The organism is Metabacillus rhizosphaerae (genome assembly GCF_037201795.1).
Taxonomy (GTDB): domain Bacteria; phylum Bacillota; class Bacilli; order Bacillales; family Bacillaceae; genus Metabacillus; species Metabacillus rhizosphaerae.
In genome coordinates, this window is sequence record NZ_CP147403.1 from 857,255 (window position 1) to 878,958 (window position 21,704).

A 21,704-nucleotide genomic window follows, 5' to 3' on the forward strand; every position below is an offset into this window, starting at 1 on the left:
AGATGAAGGGGGAATATGAGTAGCGCTACTGTGGTGAAAAATGCTGACTGAATATAGCTGAATAGCGGGTTCTATCCCTTTTTTTAAGCCAGAATTGAAGGTAGTCTGATCTGGTCTAAGCCTCAAGTCTTAGATGAAAATAAAGCTAGCGCTCGTTATGAGGATTTTCAAAAGTAGGTAAGATAAGGACATAGAAACGAACACAAGTTGAAAGGAGGAAATGAGAAATGAAAAAATTTGGTTACTTACTTTTAGGCGGGGTGGCAGTGGTTGTATTGCTTTCAAATCTTGCCCCTATGATCGCATTAGGAATCAGCCTACTTATCATGTACTACGCATATAAAGGCTTTATCAAAACAAATTCAACATTTAATAAAGTTGTCTTAGCGATCATTGGTGTCATTGCATTATTTGCATCAGCATCTAACCTTCCAGCTATCTTAGGATTTGTTGCTGTTTATGTCCTATATATTGTCTTTAAAAAATGGAAAAACCCAGCAGCAGCTAAAAAAATGGAAGATAATGATCCATTCACAAACTTTGAAAAAGAATGGAATGATCTTAAAGGGAATTTGTAATAGAAATAACAACTTAAAAGGAGAGATAATAATGGCAAACATTTTTACTAGAATAAGGGATTCAATTTCAGCTGATCTTCATGAGGTAATCGATCAAAAGGAGCAAAAAAACCCAATATCTGTGCTTAATCATTATTTAAGACAATGTGAAAATGAAACGGATAAGGTACGTAAGCTTGTTGAACGACAATACCTATTAAAGGAAGAGTTTAATCGTGAATACAATGAGGCAGTGCATTTAGCTGAAAAGCGTAAGTATCAAGCTGAAATTGCTTCAAAAGCTGGAGAAGCAGAGCTTTATGAATTTGCTCTAAAGGAGCAAACTTATTACGAGGAACGAGTTGCGCGTTTAAATGAATCACGTGGGCAAACAAATCGTCAACTTGAGGAGCTTGAACAAAAATATGAAGAGATGAAGCATAAGCTAAAGGATATGCATATTAAACGTATGGAGCTTATGGGTAGAGAGAATATGGCTCGTGCCCACCACCGTATGAACAAAGTTGTAGATAACAACAGCTATTCGACAAAGGCATTCTCTCGATTTGAAGAAATGGAAAGCTATCTTGATCGTTTAGAGCATCAAGTAAATTCAGCTTACCATCGCAATACAATTGATGCACGAATTGCACAGCTTGAAAAACAACAGAAAAACCAAGAAACAAATACTATTTCATAATTAAAACATGGTATGCTAATAAGGCGTAGGTTTCTACGCCTTATTTATTGCTAAGGAAATTATAAAATTCTTGTACTGTGGATAAGCGCACGACATCCAGCTCCAGCGCCTAGCCCCTCTAGGGTCTAGCTAATTTAGAATTGAAGGCAAAGGACGCCTTCTATTCTAAATCATCTTATTGCCCGAGGCTCAAGGCGCTTGCGCTTTTGTTCAGCATAAACTAGGCATTGCAAGCTTAAGATATAAGTCAATTCATAATGGAAGGTAATTGCACCTTCTATTATGAATCGACTTATGTTTCTAATTACGCTATTTCATTGGAAGGAGGCTATCTCATGCTACGAAACATTAAATCAGATTACTTAAACTGGATCATTTTAATAGGGATTCTCCTCCTTCTATTAGAGGTCTTGTTTTTTAATGGAGGCTTAATTGTCACATTTGTTTTATCGATTGGCTTTATTTATTTAGGAAAGAAGTGGAAGCCTCGATTTGTGGGGAAGGCCTTCTTTTGGATTGGTTGGATTTGGCTTATAGGAACGGTGCTAAATATGATGACCTTTCGCTATTTTCTATGTGTCGTCCTTTTATATATAATCGTGCAATTTTTTCAATCACAAAAGCAGCCTAAAGTAATTAAGCCTGTTATTTTAGAGGGCAATTTTAAAGCAGAATCAGAACCTTATTTAAAGAGACAAAAGATCTTTGAAAATAAATTCTTTACGAGTCAGCAGACACCGGAGCATGTTTATGAATGGAATGATGTAAATATTCAGGTTGGCATTGGGAACACAGTTATTGATCTTAGTGATACCGTATTACCAAAAGGGGAAGCGATTATATCAATTCGAAATTTAGTCGGTAATGTTCAAATCCTTGTTCCGTATGAGGTTGAAGTTCATATCAATCATTCGATTATGGCTGGAACTGTAGCGATTTTTCAGGAGCAGGAGCAGCGAGTTATAAATGAGACCATTGTCTATGAAACTGCAGAATATGAGTCTGCCGAACAGAAAGTGAAGCTAATTACCGCAAGTATTACAGGTAAGCTTGAGGTGAGGCGAGTATGAGTATTATTCAAAGACAGATTCTGCTCGCTGCAATTTTTTCACTTGTGTTGTTTATTTTATTTTATGTTATGTTTTTTATTGCGTTTCCTTTGGAGAGCTGGAGTTCATTATGGGAGCGGAGGGTGATTGATTTGCCCTTTATCTATATTGTTCCAAGCATATGCCTTCTGTTGGGAGTATGTTACGGGTTAATATCAGGATATTTTTGGGAAAAACAACTTCTTACTGTTGAAACAGCAGTAAGGGAGCTTGAAAAGGGACGTACAATACCAGTTGAGCCACATGCAATTCCAGAAGTTCATGATATTTGGGTTAGAATTGAAAAGGTGCAAAAACATATATTTGAGCAAACTAAGCTTTCTCAGAAGCTAGCAAATGAAAAAGCAGAGGATCAGGAAAAGATAATTCAAGAAATGGTATCACAGGAAAGGAATCGATTAGCCCGCGAGCTTCATGATTCAGTCAGCCAACAGCTATTTGCTGCCTCTATGATGATGTCGGCTATTACTGAATCAAAGCCACTATCAGATGATAGAGAGTCAAAACAGTTGAAATTAATCGAGGAAACAATCCACCAATCACAACTTGAAATGAGGGCTCTACTGTTGCATTTACGTCCTGCTGCATTAAAGGGAAAGTCACTTCAGGAAGGTGTTCAGGAATTATTAGTAGAATTAATACAAAAGGTGACTATGAATATAAAGTGGAAGGTAGAGCCGATCCCACTGGATAAAGGGGTTGAAGATCATTTATTCAGGATTCTTCAAGAGTCAGTATCGAACACTCTTCGTCATGCAAAAGCAACAAGCCTTGATGTCCTGTTAATTAAGCGGGACGATTTTGTCATTATGCGAGTTACAGACGATGGCATTGGTTTCGAGATTGATGAAGGTAAAACGGGATCTTATGGCATGCAAAATATGCATGAACGAGCGGTTGAAATTGGTGGTACATTGAAAATTGTCAGCTTAAAAAACAAGGGAACAAGGTTAGAAGTAAAGGTTCCTGTATTGCAGATAGAGGGTGATGTGGAATGATAAAAGTGGTATTTGTTGATGATCATGAAATGGTAAGGATTGGGGTTTCTTCTTATTTATCTGCTCAGCCAGACATCGAAGTCATTGGTGAAGCTGATAATGGTAAGAAGGGTGTCGAGCTTTCGCTTAGCTTACGTCCAGATATTATTTTAATGGATTTAGTGATGAAGGAAATGGATGGAATCGAAGCGACAAAACAAATCATTGAGGCATGGCCTGAGGCGAAAATTATTATTGTCACAAGCTTTCTTGACGATGAAAAGGTATATCCAGCATTAGAGGCTGGAGCAACAAGCTATTTATTAAAAACGTCAAAGGCAAGTGAAATTGCGGGTGCTGTCCGCTCAACTTTTCATGGACAATCAATTCTTGAGCCTGAAGTAACGGGAAAGATGATGATGAAAATGCGCCAAAAAGATGTAACACATCCTCATGATCAATTAACATCCCGAGAAATGGAGATTCTTATGCTAATGACTGAGGGGAAATCGAATCAAGAAATTGCTGATGAATTGTTTATTGCCTTGAAAACAGCGAAAACGCATGTGAGCAACATATTAAGTAAGCTTGAGGTACAGGATCGTACACAAGCAGTCATCTATGCTTTTAAGCATTCACTAGTAAAATAGAAGTAAGTACTTAAAATCCGTTACATATATCAAAAGGCTATATCTTATATTTGGGGTGAGACAAACATGCATAGAAATCAAGAGTTATATCATTTTTTAATGGAGAATTCCAAGCAAATGACTGAGGATTGGTATAGTATGGTTGAAGATCAAGATGCTAGCTCGATCTATTCTACAAAAGATCCTAAGATCATCAATGCTTTAAAGGAACAGAACCAAGATTATTATCTTCATTTACACAAACTTTTTATTGAGGAAGAAAGTCAGTTTTTTAGTGAGTTTGAGAAGTGGTCTAAAGAGCTTGCAAGTGATCAAAAACACTTAAACACACCTGATCATTATGTTGTGAGAGAATTTATGAGAACCCAAGATGTATATACGAATTATATTAATAATTTCTATAAACAAAATATAGAAAAAGTTAGTGTTGATCAATTATTCTCTTGGCTTGACATCATTAGAAAAGTTTTTAATCTATCCATTTATATTTATATTGATGAGGCTCATAGAAACACGATGAAACAACTAGAAGCACAAAAACAAATGATTAACGAATTGAGTTCACCTGTTATTCGCTTGCAAAATAAAACGGCCTTACTTCCTTTAATTGGGGATATTGATACAGCACGAGCTAAATTAATTTTAGAAAATACATTAATCCAATGTGCTGAACTTAAAATTGAGCATCTATGTATTGATTTATCAGGTGTCGCGATTATTGATACAATGGTTGCCCATGAAATTTTTAATCTAATTAAAACACTAAAGCTGTTAGGTGTAGAATCAACATTATCTGGAATAAGACCAGAAATTGCCCAAACGGCTATCCAGTTAGGCCTTGATTTCGATGAAGTAAGAACGACTGCCTCACTAGCCAATGCGTTAGAGCAGATAAATACGTAACACTAGAAAATAATAATTATTTTAAATAATATCTTTTTGACCTAGTTTTCGTATCTAGCTTCAGCGCCTAGCCCCTCGAGGTCATAAGCCACTCATGAATTGAAGGTAAAGAACACCTTCTATTCATGAGCGTCTTATTTGCCCAAGGCTGGTCAAGGCGCTTCCGCTTTTAATTAGCCGCCCAATCCTCAATATCCCATACCTTTGTTACCCAATCCTCATAAAAATCAGGTTCATGACATACAAGGACAACTGTGCCTTTATATGCTTTAATGGCACGTTTTAATTCTTCTTTTGCTGTGACATCAAGGTGGTTTGTTGGTTCGTCAAATAACAGCCAGTTGCTTTCATTCATTTGCAATTTGCAGAGACGAACTTTTGCTTGTTCTCCACCACTTAACTGAGTTAATGGACGTGAAATATGTTCATTTTTCAGTCCACAACGTGCTAAAAGAGCTCTAACTTGATGCTGATCTAAATGTGGGAATGCGTTCCAAACATCATCAATCGGTGTGATGGAATCTGCTTTTACCTCTTGCTCAAAATAAGATGGGAACAGGAAGTCTCCACGATTAGTTGTTCCGCCTAATGGCTCGATTTTTCCGAGAATTGTTTTAAGTAAAGTCGACTTTCCAATTCCGTTACAGCCAACAATCGCAATTTTTTCGCCACGTTCAATTGTCATTGAAAGCTTTGGTAATAATGGTGTATCATAGCCAATTTCAAGATCCTTTGCTTCAAACACATAGCGACTACTACCTCTTGATTCCTTAAATTCAAATGTTGGTTTAATTGCTGTTTCAGGACGATCAATCCGTTCAATTCGATCTAATTGTTTCTGACGGCTTTTTGCACGACCTGTTGTTGAATAGCGTGCTTTATTTTTAGCAATAAAGTCTTCTTGCTTTTTAATGAATTCCTTTTGTTTTTCATAAGCATGAAGATGTTGATTTTTATTAATTTCTGCAAGCTCAAGGAACTTTTCATACGTAGCAGTATAACGTGTTAGCTTAGCGAACTCTAATTGAAAGATCACATTGGAGACACCGTTCATAAATTCAGTATCATGAGAGATTAATAGAAAGGCATGTGGGTAATCTCTTAAATAAGTGCTTAGCCAACGTATATGTTCAACGTCTAAGTAGTTTGTCGGCTCATCAAGTAATAAGACATCAGGCTGCTCAAGTAAAAGCTTGGCAAGTAATACCTTCGTACGTTGCCCACCACTTAATGCAGATACATCACGGTCAAGACCAATTGCATCAAGTCCTAAACCCCTAGCTGTTTCTTCAACCTTCATATCTAATAAATAAAAGCCACCAGCATCTAAACGATCCTGAATTTCAGCCATTTTCTCTAATAATTCCTCTAGTTCTTCAGGTGTAGCTGTTGCCATTTTGTCTGTAACAATATTTAATTCTTTCTCCTGCTCAAAAAGCGGAAGAAATGCATCGTTTAAAATATCACGAATTGTTTTTCCTTTTGTTAAAACTGTGTGCTGATCAAGATAGCCATAACGAACTCCAGGAGTCCATTCTACACGACCAGTGTCGTGAATTAGCTGCCCTGTAATAATATTCATTAAAGTAGATTTCCCTACTCCATTAGCTCCAACAAGACCTACTCGTTCACCTGCTAATAGGCGAAGCGATACATCCTTAAATAACGTACGGTCACCAAAACTGTGACTGAGATTATCGATCGAAAGTAAACTCATTTCTTTTTAACCCTCCAAGAGTAACAGTATCTTTGCTCATTCTACTATTTTCTTATTTAATATGCTACTGGTAAACGAATGAAACAATGGATAGTATTCTTACTAAAAAGTGATATCTTATGTCGTGTTCAATCAATCTAATTAGATTTCCAATACAATTACACATATAATAGAAGAAGGAAATAGGTTTTGAAAGGATGTTTATATGAGTAAAACGGTCGTTCTAGCAGAAAAGCCTTCAGTAGGAAGAGATTTAGCTAGAGTGTTAAATTGTCATAAAAAAGGAAATGGTTTTCTGGAGGGAGATCAGTATATTGTCACATGGGCACTCGGCCATCTTGTCACATTAGCTGATCCGGAAAGCTATGGCGATAACTATAAATCATGGCGGTTAGAAGATTTGCCGATGCTACCAGCACCGCTAAAGCTAGTGGTGATAAAAAAAACAGGCAAGCAATTTCAATCAGTTAAGACACAGCTTTTACGAAAAGATGTACGTGATATTGTTATTGCCACTGATGCAGGTCGTGAAGGAGAGCTTGTTGCCCGTTGGATTATTGAAAAAGCACGAGTGAATAAACCAATAAAACGTTTATGGATCTCATCTGTTACCGATAAAGCAATTAAAGAGGGCTTTCGAAAATTAAAAGCTGGGAAAGAATATGAAAATTTGTATGCATCAGCTGTCGCAAGAGCAGAAGCAGACTGGATTGTTGGCTTAAATGCAACAAGAGCCTTAACAACTAAGTACAATGCTCAGCTTTCATCTGGACGTGTCCAAACACCTACACTTGCCATGATCGCTCTGCGTGAAGAGGAAATAAGAGGCTTCAAGCCGAAAAAATATTATGGAATGAAGGCTATCACTAATAACCGATTAACACTTACGTGGCAAGACGCTAAAACAAATGATACGAGAACCTTCACTGAGCAACAAATCGATGAAAAGCTAGGGAAGCTAAAAGGTAAGTCAGCAACAGTTGTTGATGTAAAAACAACGCCTAAAAAGACCTACTCACCGGCACTCTATGACTTAACAGAGCTACAACGTGATGCAAATAAACGTTACGGTTACTCGGCAAAAGAGACGCTTTCCATCATGCAAAAATTGTATGAACAGCATAAGGTGTTAACATACCCGAGAACTGACTCTCGATATATCACGAGTGATATTGTTGAAACAATCAAGGATCGCTTAGAGGCATGTCGAATAAAACCGTATGCACAGGTTATTGCTAAAATTACGAAGCAACCTATCAAAGCAAATAAGTCATTTGTTGATGACGGGAAGGTATCAGATCATCATGCGATTATTCCAACTGAAGAATCTGTGCCACTGAGTGCTTTAAGTGATAAAGAACGCAAAATTTATGACTTAGTCGTAAAGCGTTTTTTAGCAGTGCTTTTACCTGCCTACCAATTTGAGCAGACTGTTGTTACAACTAAAATTGGTGATGAGCAGTTTACTGCAAAGGGAAAGAGAATTCTCACACAAGGCTGGAAGGAAGTCTATAGTGATTACACAGATGAGGACAATGAAGATGAACAAAAGCTACCTGCATTATCAAAAGGGGACCTGCTGCCAATTGTTTCATTAACAAAAACCACTGGTGAAACAAAGCCTCCATCACGGTTTAATGAGGCTGCACTCCTTTCGGCGATGGAAAATCCAACAAAGTATATGGCTGGAGAGAGCAAGGATTTAATTAAAACAATTGGAGAAACTGGTGGACTTGGAACAGTTGCAACACGAGCGGATATTATTGAAAAGCTTTATAGCAGCTTCTTAATTGAAAAAAAGGGTAAGGAAATCTTCATTACTTCAAAGGGGAAACAGCTATTAAAACTTGTACCTGAAGACTTGAAATCACCAGTATTAACAGCAGACTGGGAGCAAAAGCTAACAAAAATCTCAAAAGGCACTCTATCGAAGCAAGCCTTTTTAAATGAAATGAAGCATTATGCAAAAGAAGTTGTAAATGAAATAAAAAATAGCAAGCAAACCTATAAACACGATAATATCACAGGAAGTAAATGTCCTGAATGTAGTAAGCTTCTCCTAGAGGTAAACGGTAAAAAGGGAAAAATGCTTGTATGTCAAGATCGTGAGTGCGGCTATCGCAAAGGTGTTTCAAAAGTAACCAATGCACGTTGTCCGAATTGTCATAAAAAGCTTGAACTTAGAGGAGAGGGAGAAGGCCAAATTTTCGTGTGCCGTTGTGGGCATCGCGAAAAAATGTCTACCTTCCAAGAAAGACGAAAAAAGAATCAAAATAGTAAGGTTTCGAAAAGTGATGTTGCGAAGTATATGAAAAAGCAGGATGATGACTTTACAAATTCAGCACTAGCTGATGCTCTTGCGAAGCTTAATTTAAAAAAATAGCGTAAAGGATGTAGGTCATGACACGTAAAATTGGGCATATCACGATTCTTGTAAAGGATTATGATGAGGCGATTGATTATTATACAAATACATTAGATTTTACGTTAATTTCAGATAATTCGTTTGGTGAAGGTATGCGTTGGGTAACTGTTGCTCCCGCTAAGCAACACGAAACAGCCATCGTATTTGTTGAGGCTGATACCGATGATAAGAAAGAACGTGTTGGCTCTCAAGCTGCTGGGCATGTTTTTCTTGTCATTGAAACAGATGATTGTATCCGCGATTATCAGAATATGAAGGAAAAGGGTGTCACCTTCTTAGGTGAGCCTAAGGATATGCCTTGGGGAATTGAAGTTGTGTTTGAGGACTTATACGGTAATCGATATGACTTACTTCAGGTAAAAAGCTATTAAGATAGGAAGATAGAAAGTGCCAATAATAAAAACCGATATGTTTATTTATGCACCGCGTGACATTTGTTTTGATGTTGCACGAGATATTGATATACATACTCAATCGACAAGTCACACAGATGAACGAGCAATCGCTGGTGTGACAAGTGGATTGATTGGGTTAAACGAGACGGTAACCTGGGAAGCCATCCATTTTGGAATGAAACAAAAGCTAACAGTCCGAATCACTGAATACGATTTTCCAAACCGCTTCGTAGATGAAATGGAAAAAGGGGCATTCAAACGCTTTTACCATGTTCATGAGTTTGTTGAAAAAGCGAATGGAACACTTATGATCGACACCTTTGATTATACTTCTCCATTTGGTGTGATCGGCAAGATGGTAGACCAGATGTTTTTAGAGCGGTATATGAAGGAATTTCTAATAACAAGAAATCGCTATATAAAGACGATTGCTGAAGAGAAAGTAAGAGAGAAATAACGCCGCGCGAATGCGGCGTTTTTTTGCGTGGAGAGATGGGAGCAGGCTTATGATTGGGGGTGGCACCGCCATCGGCACAGTGCGATTAAGCTCTAAGTTTGTCGAATGATAGAATAATTGACGAAGTTGCAAAATTATAGTGCAAATTTGCAAAATCCCTCTGTAGAGTTGCAAAATTATGGTCAATTGTTGCAAGATTGCTTTCGAAAATTGCAAAATACCATTCTCGACCACAAAAATTCTTATCCTTTTTTGCAGGATTCCAGTGGAAAATAGCGAATAAAGTTGGAAAATGAGATTGGAGTGATCAAATGATTAGTAAAATACGTACGATACCCCTATCAATTCTAAAGTTGCAAGCATTGTTACGTCGCCTGCCACCTACCCATCCGAAGTTTCTCCTCATCAAAGAAAATCTATCAAAAAGGCTTGCAGGCTATAAAGGCGAAATGGCTATTGATTATCCATTAAGCTTTCTCCCAGAAAAAGATTACTACATTCTTCACGATCTCCGCTTACATGATGCAACCCACTATTTTCAACTAGATACATTATTGATATGTCCTAATTTCATTATCATTTTGGAAGTGAAGAATATTGCAGGTACCATCTATTTTGACCAAGAATTTCACCAGTTAATCCGTACACATGATGGCAAAGAAATTGTTCTAAAAGATCCGCTCATTCAAACAAGTCGTCAAGAGTTACAACTTAAAAAGTGGCTAACAAAAAACAAATGTTCAAAAGTCGCCATTTTATCTTTAGTTGTTATTAGCTACTCGAATACACTTATTCGTAGCTCCCCTGAAAACCACGATCTGAATCAAAAGGTTATCCACCATCATTTTCTCCCGACAAAAATTAATCAGTTAAAGAAGGATTTTCCTAATAAAATGCTTTCAGAGAAAGAAATGAAAAAGACGATTAGAATGTTACAAAAGGAACATAAACCTTTAGATCAATCAATTTTAGATCAATTTGAAATTCAGTTTGATGAGATTCTTAAAGGTATATTTTGTCCTTTATGTCATCATCTTTCTATGTTAAGAATCCATGGGACCTGGTTTTGTGGTTATTGTAAGCATAAAGAAAAAGCTGCACATCTTTCTGCGCTAAAGGATTTCTATCTCCTTTTTGGTGCAGAAATAACCAACCATAAGGTAAGAGAATTCCTGCAAATTTCTTCACCCTTTCTCTCATCAAGGCTGCTTCATTCTATGGAACTTTCTAATGATGGGACAACAAAAGACAGAGTGCACCATTTGTCTTTTGAAGATTTAAGTAATGAATAATTTATCCATAAAAAAACGAGCCGAATTTTCATGGCTCGTTTTCTTGCACTGGTTTTAAATTAAGCTTTTCGGTTTTGACATCATCTTAAAGAATGGGACAACGAACAAATGGAATATAGTCATATGTGCAATAACCACGTTCGCTAAATATGATAGTCCGAACAGGATCTGACCTGTTAAACCAAGATCAAATGTCATATATGAAATAAATACGATCCACATTGCGAATACAACTGGGATATGGCAGATGGCTAATTTTCTGTTTTCTTTCCATAAAAACAATGGTGTAGAACTAGAAATTAATAAATAAGCGAAAAATACATCCATATTATTCAGCTCCTTATATTGTTGATACCGTTTTCATAATTGTGTCAAAAAAAAGGACAATTTGTGAACTTTTTGTTACATTTAATATATCATATCTATTCCCGATAATAAAGGGAAAAAAACCTAAAAAATGAATGAGGGAGAAAAGAATATGGCATGTTAAGCATTAAATATTGACTGAAATAAATTGTATGCAGTATAAGTGAAGATGGAGTGTTAATCTATCATAGAGAAAGTGAAATCATTTAGTTGTGTATGACTACCTATTATGTCAATACCCACTAGATAATTGTTTGAAGCTTGAAAGGTGGTTTGAATGAAGACAACGAAAGAAATATCTAGAAAAAAATTACTTGGTATTGCCGGCTTGGGCTGGATGTTTGATGCAATGGACGTAGGGATTCTTTCATTTATTATTGCTGCTTTGCAAAAAGAGTGGAATTTAACTACTTCTGAAATGGGTTGGATTGGTAGTGTCAATTCAATTGGTATGGCTGTCGGTGCCTTAGTATTTGGCTTAATGGCCGATCGAGTTGGGAGAAAGCATGTGTTTATTATCACCCTCCTTCTTTTCTCAGTGGGAAGTGGTTTATCAGCATTTACAACCTCTTTAGCACTATTTCTAATTTTGCGCTTCTTCATTGGGATGGGATTAGGTGGAGAGCTACCGGTTGCATCTACACTTGTTTCAGAAAGTGTACCTGCCCATGAACGTGGAAAAGTTGTGGTGTTATTGGAAAGCTTTTGGGCAGGTGGGTGGCTAATTGCTGCACTTATATCCTACTTTGTTATTCCTAGCTTCGGTTGGCAAGCCGCGTTATTATTAAGTGCCCTTCCAGCCTTCTATGCTTTATATTTACGTATGAAGCTGCCTGACTCACCACGTTTTCAAGCAATAAATGTGTCTAAACAAAAGGAATCATCTATAAAGAAAATCGCAAAAGTATGGGCAAAGCCTTATATCAAGCAAACGATTATGCTTTGGATCCTATGGTTTTGTGTTGTTTTCTCCTATTATGGAATGTTTCTTTGGCTGCCAAGTGTGATGGTCATGAAAGGCTTTAGTCTTATTAAAAGTTTTGAATATGTATTAATTATGACACTTGCACAATTGCCAGGCTACTTTATCGCAGCATATTTAATCGAGCGAGCAGGACGGAAATTTGTGTTAATTACCTTTTTAGTTGGCACAGCAGTCAGTGCCTATTTCTTTGGAAATGCAGAGACACTCCCATTGTTGCTAACTTCAGGTATCTTCTTATCCTTTTTTAACCTAGGAGCATGGGGTGCGCTATACGCGTACACACCTGAGCACTACCCAACAGAGGTCCGTGGCACAGGCTCGGGCTTAGCTGCCTCATTCGGAAGAGTGGGAGGAATCTTAGGTCCATTAACAGTTGGATATTTAGTTGCAGCAGAGGTGCCGATACATACAATCTTCTTTATATTTGCAGTATCGATTTTAATTGGTGCCCTTGCTGTACTATTACTTGGTGAGGAAACGAAACAAAAAGAGCTAGTATAAGTTAAGACCCTTTTGTAGAGGTTAGTTAAAAGCTAATCTCTATTTTTGTTTTTTGTATGAGGGAAGCCACTGAACTCGTTTAAGCATTTTCAATGCCAAAAAAGAATGGAATAGGTATGCTAGAACTAGTTTAACAAAAGGAGGATAAAGCTTTGAATAAGGTTATTGAAACAATACTTGAACATCGTTCGATTAGAAAATTTGAAGATAAGCTATTGACAGACGAGCAAATAAAAGCAATTGTCCAAAGTGCCCAAGCAGCCTCGACTTCAAGCTTTGTGCAGGCATACTCAATTATCGGGATAAAGGATAAGCAGAAAAAGGCTCGGTTGGCTGAACTTGCTGGCGGACAAACATATGTAGCTGAAAATGGTCACTTTTTTGTATTTTGTGCAGACCTTTATCGTCATCAAGTAATCGCAGAAATAAATGATCAGGATGCGGGGGAGGTATTAGAAAGCACGGAGAAGTTTATGGTCGCTGTAATTGATGCTACTCTAGCTGCGCAAAATGCAGTGCTTGCAGCTGAGTCAATGGGGCTTGGCGCTGTGTATATAGGTGGTTTAAGAAATCAGCTTAATGAGGTATGTGAATTGTTAAAAACACCAGCTCGAGTTTTACCGCTATTTGGAGTTGCGATTGGATATCCAGTGCATAAGCCTGATCAAAAGCAGCGATTGCCAATAGAGCATATTTATCATGAAGATGAATATGAGCAAGATAAAGCACTGTATTTGGCTCAGTTAGAACACTATGATCAAGAGATATCAGCCTATTATGAAAAACGAACAAACGGGGAAAGAAAGGATACGTGGACTGGTCAGATGGCGGGTTTATTAGCTAGACCAACAAGAATGTATATGAAGGAATTTGTCGAGAATAAAGGGTTTAATAAACGGTAACACAAAAGGTCTGATTATTCACATCAGGCCTTTTTTCATGACTAAAATGACATCATTCTTTAAAACAACAGTCTAATATTTTACAAATATAGTATAATTGGTGAAAATAATGCATTGTGGGGGTGGAATAGTGAAAAAAATCGCGGTAATCTTTCTACAGTTCATAACAGCCTGTATCGGAATTGTTGTATTTGGAGCACTGCCGTCATTATTTGTTGCAACAGACACAGGCGAAAACCATTTTTATTTATTTATCGAAACAATAAAGAGGATCATATATAGTCTCATCCATTTTGATCAAATGACCTTTCTTATAAACGGGGAAGAATATAAGGTATATCCATTTATCGTAGAGGGTGCATTTTATTCGTTAACTCTCATATTTTCTGCTTTAGTGCTTTCATACATAGCTTCAATTCTATTAACAGTTAGGACGATGCAATTCCCAAAATGGGTTAGAGAAAAAATTAAAATGGTCATTTTTTTCATTGAGTCAATACCTGATATTCTTGTTGTACTACTGTTACAGCTTTTCATTATTACTATTTTTAAAAAGACGGATGTTTTACTAATGAAGGTTGTGACAGTTGGTGATTCACGTGCATATTTATTACCCATAATCTGTTTAGCCTTGTTACCAACTATTCAACTTTATCGAATAACACTTCATTTATATGAAGAAGAATTATTAAAGGATTATGTTTTACTAGGTAAAGCTAAGGGGCTAAAGTACACTTTCCTATTAATCATCCATATGTTAAGAAATACGATAATCTCATTGTTTTTCCATTTGAAAAAGACAATATGGTTCATGCTTTCTACGTTAGTTGTTGTTGAGCTCTTATTTGGTATTTTTGGGATTACCCATTATTTAACCAACTATATGATCCCTGAGATTTTTACCTTTATTCTGCTATTTATTTTTGTACCAATCTTTATCTTTTATCACCTTGTGAAATGGATACTTGAAAGAACGATCAAAGGTGGTGAAGTCTTATCATGATAAAGCTATTTAAAAACCCTTTCTTTTTAATAGGATTTTTATTTGTTATGGGACTATTAAGTACTAGCTTTATTTATTCAGAAATTGTCGATCATAAGGTTCGCCAAATTTATCATATATTTGGTGAAGGGAATGAACTTATCGATTCTGCGCCGATAGCACCTAGAAAGGAAGCTCCTCTTGGTACAGACAAACTAGGCTATGATATGTTAAGCAAAATAATAATAGGTGCAAAATTTACGATTATTGCAGCCTTTGTAATAGCAGTCTTGCGAATGATGATCTCAATTCCACTCGGCTTAGCTTTAGGCTCCTATTTTTCTAGGTTACAAAGGTTTGTGAATAGCTTAGTTGATGTCTTTCACTTTATTCCGTTAACGATTATTGCTTTATATTTACTGAGCCCAGTTCTTATTCAATATCCAGGTGCTGTTACATATTCCTTATTGGAGCGAATGACCATCGAAGTTGTCGTGCTAACATTATTAACCATCCCTATTTTAACAGTCTTAATAGGCAACGAAACAAGCGAGTTTTTTAAAAGTGAGTTTGTATTAAGTGCGAGAACATTAGGGGGGACACGGCGTCATATCTTGATAAAGCATATTTTCCCGCTGTTAAAGGCCAGATTTTTGATTCTTTTTGGACAGCAATTTGTGCAAACATTAATTGTCATGGCACACCTTGGATTGTTTAATCTGTACTTTGGCGGGACGTTAATGTCTGATCCAGGTGCATTAGAGGGTGACCCGCCACAATCATTAACAAATGAATGGTCTGGCTTGATCGGTGGAACAAAAATTTTCCTACAATGGGCTCCATGGATTCCATTAACACCAATTGTCTGTTTTGCGCTAACGATTCTTGCAGTTACATTCATGGTCGAAGGGTATTCAAGAGTGACTACAGGAAAACCGGTTTATTTTAAAAGGAAAAAGGTAGATAGTAAATCAATGAAACATGAAGTTAAAACTAAATCAATCGATTTTACATTTCTTAATAAAACATCATAATTTAGTCAAAGTCTAAAAGGAGGTTAATGCGTTGAAAAGTAATCGACTATTACTAGTGTTTATGGTCATTAGCTTGGGCCTTCTAATCTCATCCATCTTATATAGCATTTTTCATGAGCGTGATCCATACAAATATCACACAGGCTTAGGGAGTGAGCTTGCTATTTCGCCAAATGATGAAAAACTAGCTTTTTCTTACTACCTTGATGGTAATGAAGCCATTTATACAGCAAACTCTGATGGAACCGAAATAACGAAAATTAGTAAAGAGGAAGAAGGTAGGGTCCATACACCACGATTTTCCTTTGACGGAAAGAAGGTCGCCTATTTAAAGGAAAATAGTGAGGGCATTCAGTCATTAATGATAATGGATGCTGATGGAAGCAACAGCAAGCAGCTGACAAAGGAAAGTCTGCATGTATCTGATGCGGTTATTTCTCCAGTAGGTGATACCATTTATTACATTGCTATGCCTGCTGCGGACTATAAAAAGGCAGAAGGAGAAACGAAAGAAGGATATGATTTATTTGCTGTAAACATGAATGGAAAAGAAGGAGAGCAAATAACAAACAAAGATCATTTTTCAATGAATAACCTTTCCATCTCGAATGATGGACAACAGTTGTTTTATAGCTTATTTGAAACGAAAGAAGAGCTATATACCTTTACAATTAATGAGAAGAAGCAATTAAAGGTAGAGGCAGCCGCAGGAATTAGTGCTGATATGTATTCAGCCGTATTCTCACAAGATAAGAAACTCCTTGCGTTTACTGCTGTTTCAGAGGCATCGGAAAACAGCTCATTATTTGAATATGAGTTATATTTAAGGAATACTGAAACAAAAGAAACAAAACAACTTACACATTTAAAAACGAGTGTTCAGTCACCCGTCTTTTTTCACCATACAAATAAGATTGCCTTTCTTGAATATAAAAACTGGCCAGGTGATCCGGAACAATATCAACTTATGACTGTTTCAATCGAAGGAGAGGAACCTGTACTCATTGATCTAGAGCTACCAGCATCTGAAGAAAATCATTGGTTTATGAAGACAGTTGATTTTCTACTAAGTGATGCAGCAATAGCTGTTTATTATGTCCTACTCTTAGGTGTGATCACCGTTTATTTACAAAGGAATTCAGGCAAAGTCTTTTTACCTTCATACTGCAGTATCGGTCTTGCTATACTAATATTTATTAGTAGCTTTGTAATAGGTGCCATTACAAATCCATGGTTTGGGATAGGGTTAGCGATGGTTGCTATCACAGTATTCATATGCTCTATTTTACTTTTAGTGTTTGCTTTTATTGTAAAAAGAATTGTAAAGCCGTTCTGACTTGGGTCGCTCAAATATGTCATTTGAGCGGCCTTTTATTGTTTGTTTTCTATGGATGTGATGGTGGTGGTTTAAAAAGGAGTGAAAGTGGTTCAATATTCGAGAAAATAGGTTTAATCAAAGCGATAAGTGATTCAATTCTCGAAAAGTGAAATTCAATGGTTCAGTCAAAAACAAAGTGTGGTAACCATTAAAACTTGCTCCAACTTATGTATTCCTAACATCAGATCATTCAAGATAAGTAAACGGTGGAGAATATCATTCCCTATCATTCGACATATGTCTGACATTACGAGAAAGTTATCCAAAATATAATGTCTTTTTATGAATAATTTGTGAAAATGGTGACAAACGTCCTGTGTATAACCTGTGAATAGTGGGTAAAAGTCCTAATATATATTGTGGCGAACGTGTGTACCCGCACAAAATGTGGATAGAAATTGTGGATATGTTGATAACTTTTGTGGATAACTTGTTGTTAATTGAAAAATTGGTTGTTAATATCTGAATTTTTAAAGCGTATAAGTGGAAAACCATTTAGTATAATGAATTTTTAAGAGTTTTTAGTTAAGTTACCCACAATTGAAAATGAATTTTAAAGGGGGTGGCTTAAGGGCCAGTTCCTTTTTTGTGGATGAATGGAAAGAGAAGAATGCTTCTACATTTTTCTAATGGATTAATAAAGACTTTCTCGCTTTCTAAAATCATGAATGATGCCATTCGTTTTGACACAATCTAATTTAAGCGAATAAAAAAGGACGTGTACGAATGGCGAAAAATACGTATGAATGCATCATTGTTGGGGCAGGTATTGCTGGATTGCAGGCTGCCATTCAGCTTGGAAGGTATATGCATAATGTTCTTGTAATTGATAGTCAAAATGGAAGGTCTAATCTTTGCCGAGGGTATCATAATATCCTTGGTTGGCCAGATGGAGTAAGTGGACAGACACTTAGAGAGTTAGGTCAAAAACAGGCAAAAAGCTTAGAAATCGAATTTATGAATGATCTTGTGATTGAGGCAGAAAAACATGATAAGGAAATTTTACTTCGAACAAAGCAAGGAACAGAGTATAAAACAAAAACCTTGTTAATTTCGACTGGGATAAAAGATCAGATTCCAACTATTAAAGATATCGAACCCTGCTTAGGGATATCTATATATGTTTGCCCTGATTGTGATGGGTATGAAGTTAGGGATAAGCATGTTTTATTATTAGGATCAGGAAGTACTGGAGCAAATCTTGCTTTAACATTAACTTACTGGACAAACCAAATCACATTCATTAATCATGATTCAAAGGAACTTGAACAAGATATGAAAAATAAGCTTATGCAACATAATATAACGATCATCAATGAACAAATTGCAGCAGTGATCACTGAAAATGAATCATCATTTAAGGGTGTTAAGCTGAAAAATGGTCAAACTGTTAGTGGGGATAGAGGATTTATCGGATTTGGCGGCAACCATGTTCACTCTGAGTTAGCAAAGCAACTAGGAGTCGAGTTGTTAGAAAATAAGCATGTCCTAGTAGATCCGCGAACAAAAGAAACAAATATTACAAATGTGTGGGCTGCTGGTGATGTTGTGGCCCATTCAGAACAGGTTACTATTGCAATGGCTGATGGATGCCAGGCGGCAATCTGGATCCATAAACGACTTTTGAAGGGTACATAAAAAAGTACGTTTTACCTTAATCCCTTCGTCTTGTATGATAGTATACAAGCAGATAATAAAAGGGAGCGGAGGCCATGAAAAAAGAAATTGAAGAGCTGTACGATGAAGTTTATGAGTCGATTGCAAACTACCATCTCAAATCACTTCAATATGCAAAACAGCTTTCAGAAATGCCTGGAACTCAGCGTGAAGAAGAGACTGAAAAGTTAGAGCGCATTGAATTTGCTCTGCAAGCTGCAAAGGATATTTTAGAAAATATGATGACCCCTGGGACAACCATGACAATCATGCATCAAAAGGGCTCGATACAGATTGATTTGAATAAATGAAGGAAAAAAGTAAATAGAGGATAACTTTTTGTACTTAGTTTTAGTGTCTAGCTCCAGCGCCTAGCCCCTCGGTGTCATAAGCCACTAAAGGGCTGATCAAGGCGCCCTGAGCTTTTCTTATTTCCCCTGCCTAATCTCTCCAGGTGATTTACCCATAAGCTTGCGCGTTACTTTGTTTAAATAATTTGCATTTTTGTAGCCAACTAATTGAGCAATTTCGTCAACCGTGTATTTCGTATGTTGCAGAAGCTCTATCGATTTTTGTAGGCGAATATTGGTTAAATATTGAATAGGTGTTATGCCTGTTTCTTTTTTGAACGTCCGTGTAAAGTGATATTTGGATAATTGTGAAGCATCGGCCATTTCCTCTGCTCCAATTTCATCTTGATAGTAATTTCTTGCAAATAATGCAGCACTAATGACACCTTCTGACCAATCTTCCATTAGCTTATCACTATTTGAAAGATAGACATATAGCTCCATAATGAAATTATAGGCTATGCTTGAACCTTCGTATGCATTGGTGATTTTCTTTTCTTTTGCATCATCATAGATTTTTTTAACTAGCTTAATCGGTGTAGATTCAGGATGAAAACGAACAAATTGATTTCCAGAGTTTTTTACAAAATTCCAGCAGCGTTTTGCTTCATTTCCATAAAGAGTTAAATAGATAAATTCCCATTTCTCCGAATCCTTAGGTAAATAATAATGATAATTACTTGGACTACTAACAATAAATGCATGTCCTGCTTTTACTTGGTGGATCTTACCATCAATATTGATTTCCCCATGTCCTGATAAAGTGTATTGAAAGATATATTTTTCTTGGTCCTTTCTCTCAGTACCACTCCAATTATAAAGCGAAGATTGTTGCTCGTCCCAACCTACTGACCATATTTGGGCTACGTGATTGACTTGTTGATCCGTAAACCGAAAAGCGATGGCTCCAGTTTTCTTATCCATAGCAAAATAATCCCCTATTTCTACCCTTTTTCTGAGCGTTGAAGCAAAAAAAGGGTGATTTGTATAAGTTATTCTATTTTATAAGGTTATTAAACACTGATTTATTTAAGAGTGAAAGTAAATTCGAGCAAATATGTGCTAATTTCTCAATTTAATTTTACCATTGTAACGAGTGAGAAGGAAATTTACAATTATAACTAATAAAAGATTATGATCTAGAAAAAAAGGATAGGTCTCTAATAAATAAGATATAATGAAGGGTGATTTTAATGCGACAACAAATGATGGAACAATTTACAAAGCTATTTAACACAGAAAATGATATTCGAACTTTTTTTGCACCTGGTCGAGTGAATTTAATTGGCGAGCATACTGATTATAATGGTGGTCATGTTTTTCCTTGTGCACTAACATTTGGAACTTACGCTTTGGTAGCATTACGAAATGATCAAAAGATCCAAATGTATTCAATGAATTTTCCTGATGTTGGCATCATTTCTTTCTCAATTGATGAAGGGATAACCTTTAAGAAAGAGCATGATTGGGCAAATTATCCAAAGGGTGTTATAAAAGAATTTGTCGATAAAGATGTAAACTTAGGTCAGGGCTTTGATGTATTATTCTATGGCAATATTCCAAATGGAGCAGGTTTATCCTCTTCTGCCTCAATTGAACTTGCTACAGCTGTTATCCTACAAGGTATCTATGAAACAAACTTCGCAACTGTTGAACTTGTAAAGATGAGTCAGCATGCTGAAAATGAATTTATCGGGGTAAGCTGTGGAATTATGGATCAATTTGCGATTGGGATGGGCAAGGAAAATAATGCGATATTATTAAATTGTCAAAGCTTAGAGTATCAATATAGTCCGATACTGCTTAAGGATGCATCGCTTGTTATAGCAAATACAAATAAACGTAGAACACTAGCGGATTCGAAATATAATGAACGACGTTCTGAATGTGAGCGTGCCCTAGAAGATTTACAAAAAGAGCTTTCAATACAATCTTTAGGAGATTTAACGCCAGAGCAATTTGAGAGCAATCGCCATTTGATTCAAAATGAGATTGATCAGAAGCGAGCCAAGCATGCTGTTTATGAAAATGCTCGTACCATTCAAGCTGTAGAGAAGCTCCAAGAAGGGGACATAGCAAGCTTTGGGAAGCTAATGTGTGATTCCCATACTTCATTAAGAGATGACTATGAAGTAACAGGCTTTGAATTAGATACATTGGTTGAAGCTGCGATGAATCAGGCTGGTGTCATTGGTTCGCGTATGACTGGAGCAGGCTTTGGTGGTTGTACAGTATCAATTGTCGAAAATGATAAAATAGAAGCGTTTATTGAAGAAGTAGGAAAAAGCTACAATGAAAAAACAGGTTTAACAGCTGAATTTTATGTAGCGAGTGTAGGCGACGGCGCAAAAGAGTTAAAATGAATAAT

At 36.6% G+C, this 21,704-nt stretch carries 21 protein-coding genes; 18 read left to right on the plus strand and 3 right to left on the minus strand.

Translation table 11 applies throughout. The annotated features are described in order from the left end of the window. Positions 1 to 227: 227 nt before the first annotated feature. From WCV66_RS04200 to WCV66_RS04225, 6 genes are all read left to right on the plus strand, one after another. A complete protein-coding gene (locus WCV66_RS04200) occupies positions 228 to 578 on the plus strand; it encodes a flagellar basal body rod protein (protein WP_338787974.1) in 351 nt (116 codons plus the stop codon). Positions 579 to 609: 31 nt separating this feature from the next. Further along, entirely contained in the window at positions 610 to 1,257 is a 648-nt protein-coding gene (locus WCV66_RS04205; RefSeq protein WP_338787976.1) for a PspA/IM30 family protein, read from the plus strand. A 335-nt stretch (positions 1,258 to 1,592) separates the two neighbouring features. Continuing rightward, a complete protein-coding gene (liaF, locus tag WCV66_RS04210; protein ID WP_338787977.1) occupies positions 1,593 to 2,327 on the plus strand; it encodes a cell wall-active antibiotics response protein LiaF in 735 nt (244 codons plus the stop codon). Then, on the plus strand, positions 2,324 to 3,364 hold the full coding sequence (locus tag WCV66_RS04215; protein WP_338787980.1) for a sensor histidine kinase: 1,041 nt from the start codon (positions 2,324 to 2,326) through the stop codon (positions 3,362 to 3,364). Before liaF ends, WCV66_RS04215 begins: the two co-directional genes overlap by 4 nt. Further along, positions 3,361 to 3,993 carry a response regulator transcription factor gene (locus tag WCV66_RS04220; RefSeq protein WP_338787981.1) on the plus strand — a complete coding sequence of 211 codons (633 nt, stop codon included), beginning with the start codon at positions 3,361 to 3,363 and terminating at the stop codon, positions 3,991 to 3,993. The genes WCV66_RS04215 and WCV66_RS04220 overlap by 4 nt, the downstream gene beginning before the upstream one ends. 66 nt (positions 3,994 to 4,059) lie before the next feature. Continuing rightward, positions 4,060 to 4,896, plus strand: coding sequence for an STAS domain-containing protein (locus tag WCV66_RS04225; RefSeq protein ID WP_338787982.1), 837 nt, complete (start codon positions 4,060 to 4,062; stop codon positions 4,894 to 4,896). A 169-nt stretch (positions 4,897 to 5,065) separates the two neighbouring features. On the opposite strand, the gene WCV66_RS04230 is transcribed toward WCV66_RS04225, so the two are convergent. After that, positions 5,066 to 6,613, minus strand: coding sequence for an ABC-F family ATP-binding cassette domain-containing protein (locus tag WCV66_RS04230; protein WP_066338238.1), 1,548 nt, complete (start codon positions 6,611 to 6,613; stop codon positions 5,066 to 5,068). Between the two features lie 205 nt (positions 6,614 to 6,818). Between WCV66_RS04230 and WCV66_RS04235 the strand changes: the two genes are divergently transcribed. The 4 genes from WCV66_RS04235 (at position 6,819) to WCV66_RS04250 (ending at position 11,182) form a co-directional block, all read left to right on the plus strand. Next, positions 6,819 to 8,996, plus strand: coding sequence for a DNA topoisomerase III (locus WCV66_RS04235; protein ID WP_338787983.1), 2,178 nt, complete (start codon positions 6,819 to 6,821; stop codon positions 8,994 to 8,996). A gap of 17 nt (positions 8,997 to 9,013) precedes the next feature. Next, positions 9,014 to 9,409, plus strand: a complete 396-nt coding sequence (locus tag WCV66_RS04240) for a VOC family protein (protein WP_066338231.1) — start codon at positions 9,014 to 9,016, stop codon at positions 9,407 to 9,409. 16 nt (positions 9,410 to 9,425) lie between these two features. After that, entirely contained in the window at positions 9,426 to 9,890 is a 465-nt protein-coding gene (locus tag WCV66_RS04245) for an SRPBCC family protein (RefSeq protein ID WP_338787984.1), read from the plus strand. A 311-nt stretch (positions 9,891 to 10,201) separates the two neighbouring features. Then, on the plus strand, positions 10,202 to 11,182 hold the full coding sequence (locus WCV66_RS04250) for a nuclease-related domain-containing protein (RefSeq protein ID WP_338787986.1): 981 nt from the start codon (positions 10,202 to 10,204) through the stop codon (positions 11,180 to 11,182). Between the two features lie 54 nt (positions 11,183 to 11,236). Here WCV66_RS04250 and WCV66_RS04255 read toward each other — a convergent pair whose 3' ends face one another. After that, positions 11,237 to 11,509, minus strand: coding sequence for a spore morphogenesis/germination protein YwcE (locus tag WCV66_RS04255; RefSeq protein WP_066338218.1), 273 nt, complete (start codon positions 11,507 to 11,509; stop codon positions 11,237 to 11,239). A gap of 316 nt (positions 11,510 to 11,825) precedes the next feature. Here WCV66_RS04255 and WCV66_RS04260 point away from each other — a divergent pair, with 316 nt between their 5' ends. The 7 genes from WCV66_RS04260 to WCV66_RS04290 all read left to right on the plus strand — a co-directional run bounded on the left by WCV66_RS04260 (position 11,826) and on the right by WCV66_RS04290 (position 19,297). Continuing rightward, positions 11,826 to 13,034, plus strand: coding sequence for an MFS transporter (locus tag WCV66_RS04260; RefSeq protein ID WP_066338216.1), 1,209 nt, complete (start codon positions 11,826 to 11,828; stop codon positions 13,032 to 13,034). A 152-nt stretch (positions 13,035 to 13,186) separates the two neighbouring features. Further along, positions 13,187 to 13,936, plus strand: coding sequence for an oxygen-insensitive NADPH nitroreductase (gene nfsA / locus WCV66_RS04265; RefSeq protein ID WP_338787987.1), 750 nt, complete (start codon positions 13,187 to 13,189; stop codon positions 13,934 to 13,936). 130 nt (positions 13,937 to 14,066) lie between these two features. Continuing rightward, positions 14,067 to 14,939, plus strand: a complete 873-nt coding sequence (locus WCV66_RS04270) for an ABC transporter permease subunit (protein WP_338787988.1) — start codon at positions 14,067 to 14,069, stop codon at positions 14,937 to 14,939. Next, positions 14,936 to 15,952, plus strand: coding sequence for an ABC transporter permease (locus tag WCV66_RS04275; protein ID WP_338787989.1), 1,017 nt, complete (start codon positions 14,936 to 14,938; stop codon positions 15,950 to 15,952). Before WCV66_RS04270 ends, WCV66_RS04275 begins: the two co-directional genes overlap by 4 nt. Positions 15,953 to 15,983: 31 nt before the next feature. Beyond that, positions 15,984 to 17,288, plus strand: a complete 1,305-nt coding sequence (locus WCV66_RS04280; protein WP_338787990.1) for a DUF5050 domain-containing protein — start codon at positions 15,984 to 15,986, stop codon at positions 17,286 to 17,288. 768 nt (positions 17,289 to 18,056) lie between these two features. Then, positions 18,057 to 18,968: an NAD(P)/FAD-dependent oxidoreductase gene (locus tag WCV66_RS04285; RefSeq protein WP_338787992.1), complete on the plus strand. Its 912-nt coding sequence runs from the start codon at positions 18,057 to 18,059 to the stop codon at positions 18,966 to 18,968. 74 nt (positions 18,969 to 19,042) lie between these two features. Beyond that, positions 19,043 to 19,297 (plus strand): hypothetical protein, encoded by a 255-nt coding sequence (locus tag WCV66_RS04290; protein ID WP_066338198.1) that lies wholly within the window; start codon positions 19,043 to 19,045, stop codon positions 19,295 to 19,297. A gap of 117 nt (positions 19,298 to 19,414) precedes the next feature. Here the strand turns inward: WCV66_RS04290 and WCV66_RS04295 are convergent, their stop codons facing one another. After that, the gene (locus tag WCV66_RS04295) at positions 19,415 to 20,260 is read right to left on the minus strand and encodes an AraC family transcriptional regulator (protein WP_338787993.1); all 846 of its coding nucleotides are present in this window, start codon (positions 20,258 to 20,260) and stop codon (positions 19,415 to 19,417) included. Positions 20,261 to 20,529: 269 nt separating this feature from the next. Here WCV66_RS04295 and WCV66_RS04300 point away from each other — a divergent pair, with 269 nt between their 5' ends. Continuing rightward, positions 20,530 to 21,699: a galactokinase gene (locus WCV66_RS04300; protein ID WP_338787995.1), complete on the plus strand. Its 1,170-nt coding sequence runs from the start codon at positions 20,530 to 20,532 to the stop codon at positions 21,697 to 21,699. Positions 21,700 to 21,704: the final 5 nt, after the last annotated feature.

Bases quoted from the DNA above. Each gene is read 5' to 3' on its own strand.
- WCV66_RS04200 (WP_338787974.1), top strand. From the start codon at position 228: ATGAAAAAATTTGGTTACTTACTTTTAGGCGGGGTGGCAGTGGTTGTA.
- WCV66_RS04205 (WP_338787976.1), top strand. From the start codon at position 610: ATGGCAAACATTTTTACTAGAATAAGGGATTCAATTTCAGCTGATCTT.
- liaF (WP_338787977.1), top strand. From the start codon at position 1,593: ATGCTACGAAACATTAAATCAGATTACTTAAACTGGATCATTTTAATA.
- WCV66_RS04215 (WP_338787980.1), top strand. From the start codon at position 2,324: ATGAGTATTATTCAAAGACAGATTCTGCTCGCTGCAATTTTTTCACTT.
- WCV66_RS04220 (WP_338787981.1), top strand. From the start codon at position 3,361: ATGATAAAAGTGGTATTTGTTGATGATCATGAAATGGTAAGGATTGGG.
- WCV66_RS04225 (WP_338787982.1), top strand. From the start codon at position 4,060: ATGCATAGAAATCAAGAGTTATATCATTTTTTAATGGAGAATTCCAAG.
- WCV66_RS04230 (WP_066338238.1), bottom strand. From the start codon at position 6,613: ATGAGTTTACTTTCGATCGATAATCTCAGTCACAGTTTTGGTGACCGT.
- WCV66_RS04235 (WP_338787983.1), top strand. From the start codon at position 6,819: ATGAGTAAAACGGTCGTTCTAGCAGAAAAGCCTTCAGTAGGAAGAGAT.
- WCV66_RS04240 (WP_066338231.1), top strand. From the start codon at position 9,014: ATGACACGTAAAATTGGGCATATCACGATTCTTGTAAAGGATTATGAT.
- WCV66_RS04250 (WP_338787986.1), top strand. From the start codon at position 10,202: ATGATTAGTAAAATACGTACGATACCCCTATCAATTCTAAAGTTGCAA.
- WCV66_RS04255 (WP_066338218.1), bottom strand. From the start codon at position 11,509: ATGGATGTATTTTTCGCTTATTTATTAATTTCTAGTTCTACACCATTG.
- WCV66_RS04260 (WP_066338216.1), top strand. From the start codon at position 11,826: ATGAAGACAACGAAAGAAATATCTAGAAAAAAATTACTTGGTATTGCC.
- WCV66_RS04275 (WP_338787989.1), top strand. From the start codon at position 14,936: ATGATAAAGCTATTTAAAAACCCTTTCTTTTTAATAGGATTTTTATTT.
- WCV66_RS04285 (WP_338787992.1), top strand. From the start codon at position 18,057: ATGGCGAAAAATACGTATGAATGCATCATTGTTGGGGCAGGTATTGCT.
- WCV66_RS04290 (WP_066338198.1), top strand. From the start codon at position 19,043: ATGAAAAAAGAAATTGAAGAGCTGTACGATGAAGTTTATGAGTCGATT.
- WCV66_RS04295 (WP_338787993.1), bottom strand. From the start codon at position 20,260: ATGGATAAGAAAACTGGAGCCATCGCTTTTCGGTTTACGGATCAACAA.
- WCV66_RS04300 (WP_338787995.1), top strand. From the start codon at position 20,530: ATGCGACAACAAATGATGGAACAATTTACAAAGCTATTTAACACAGAA.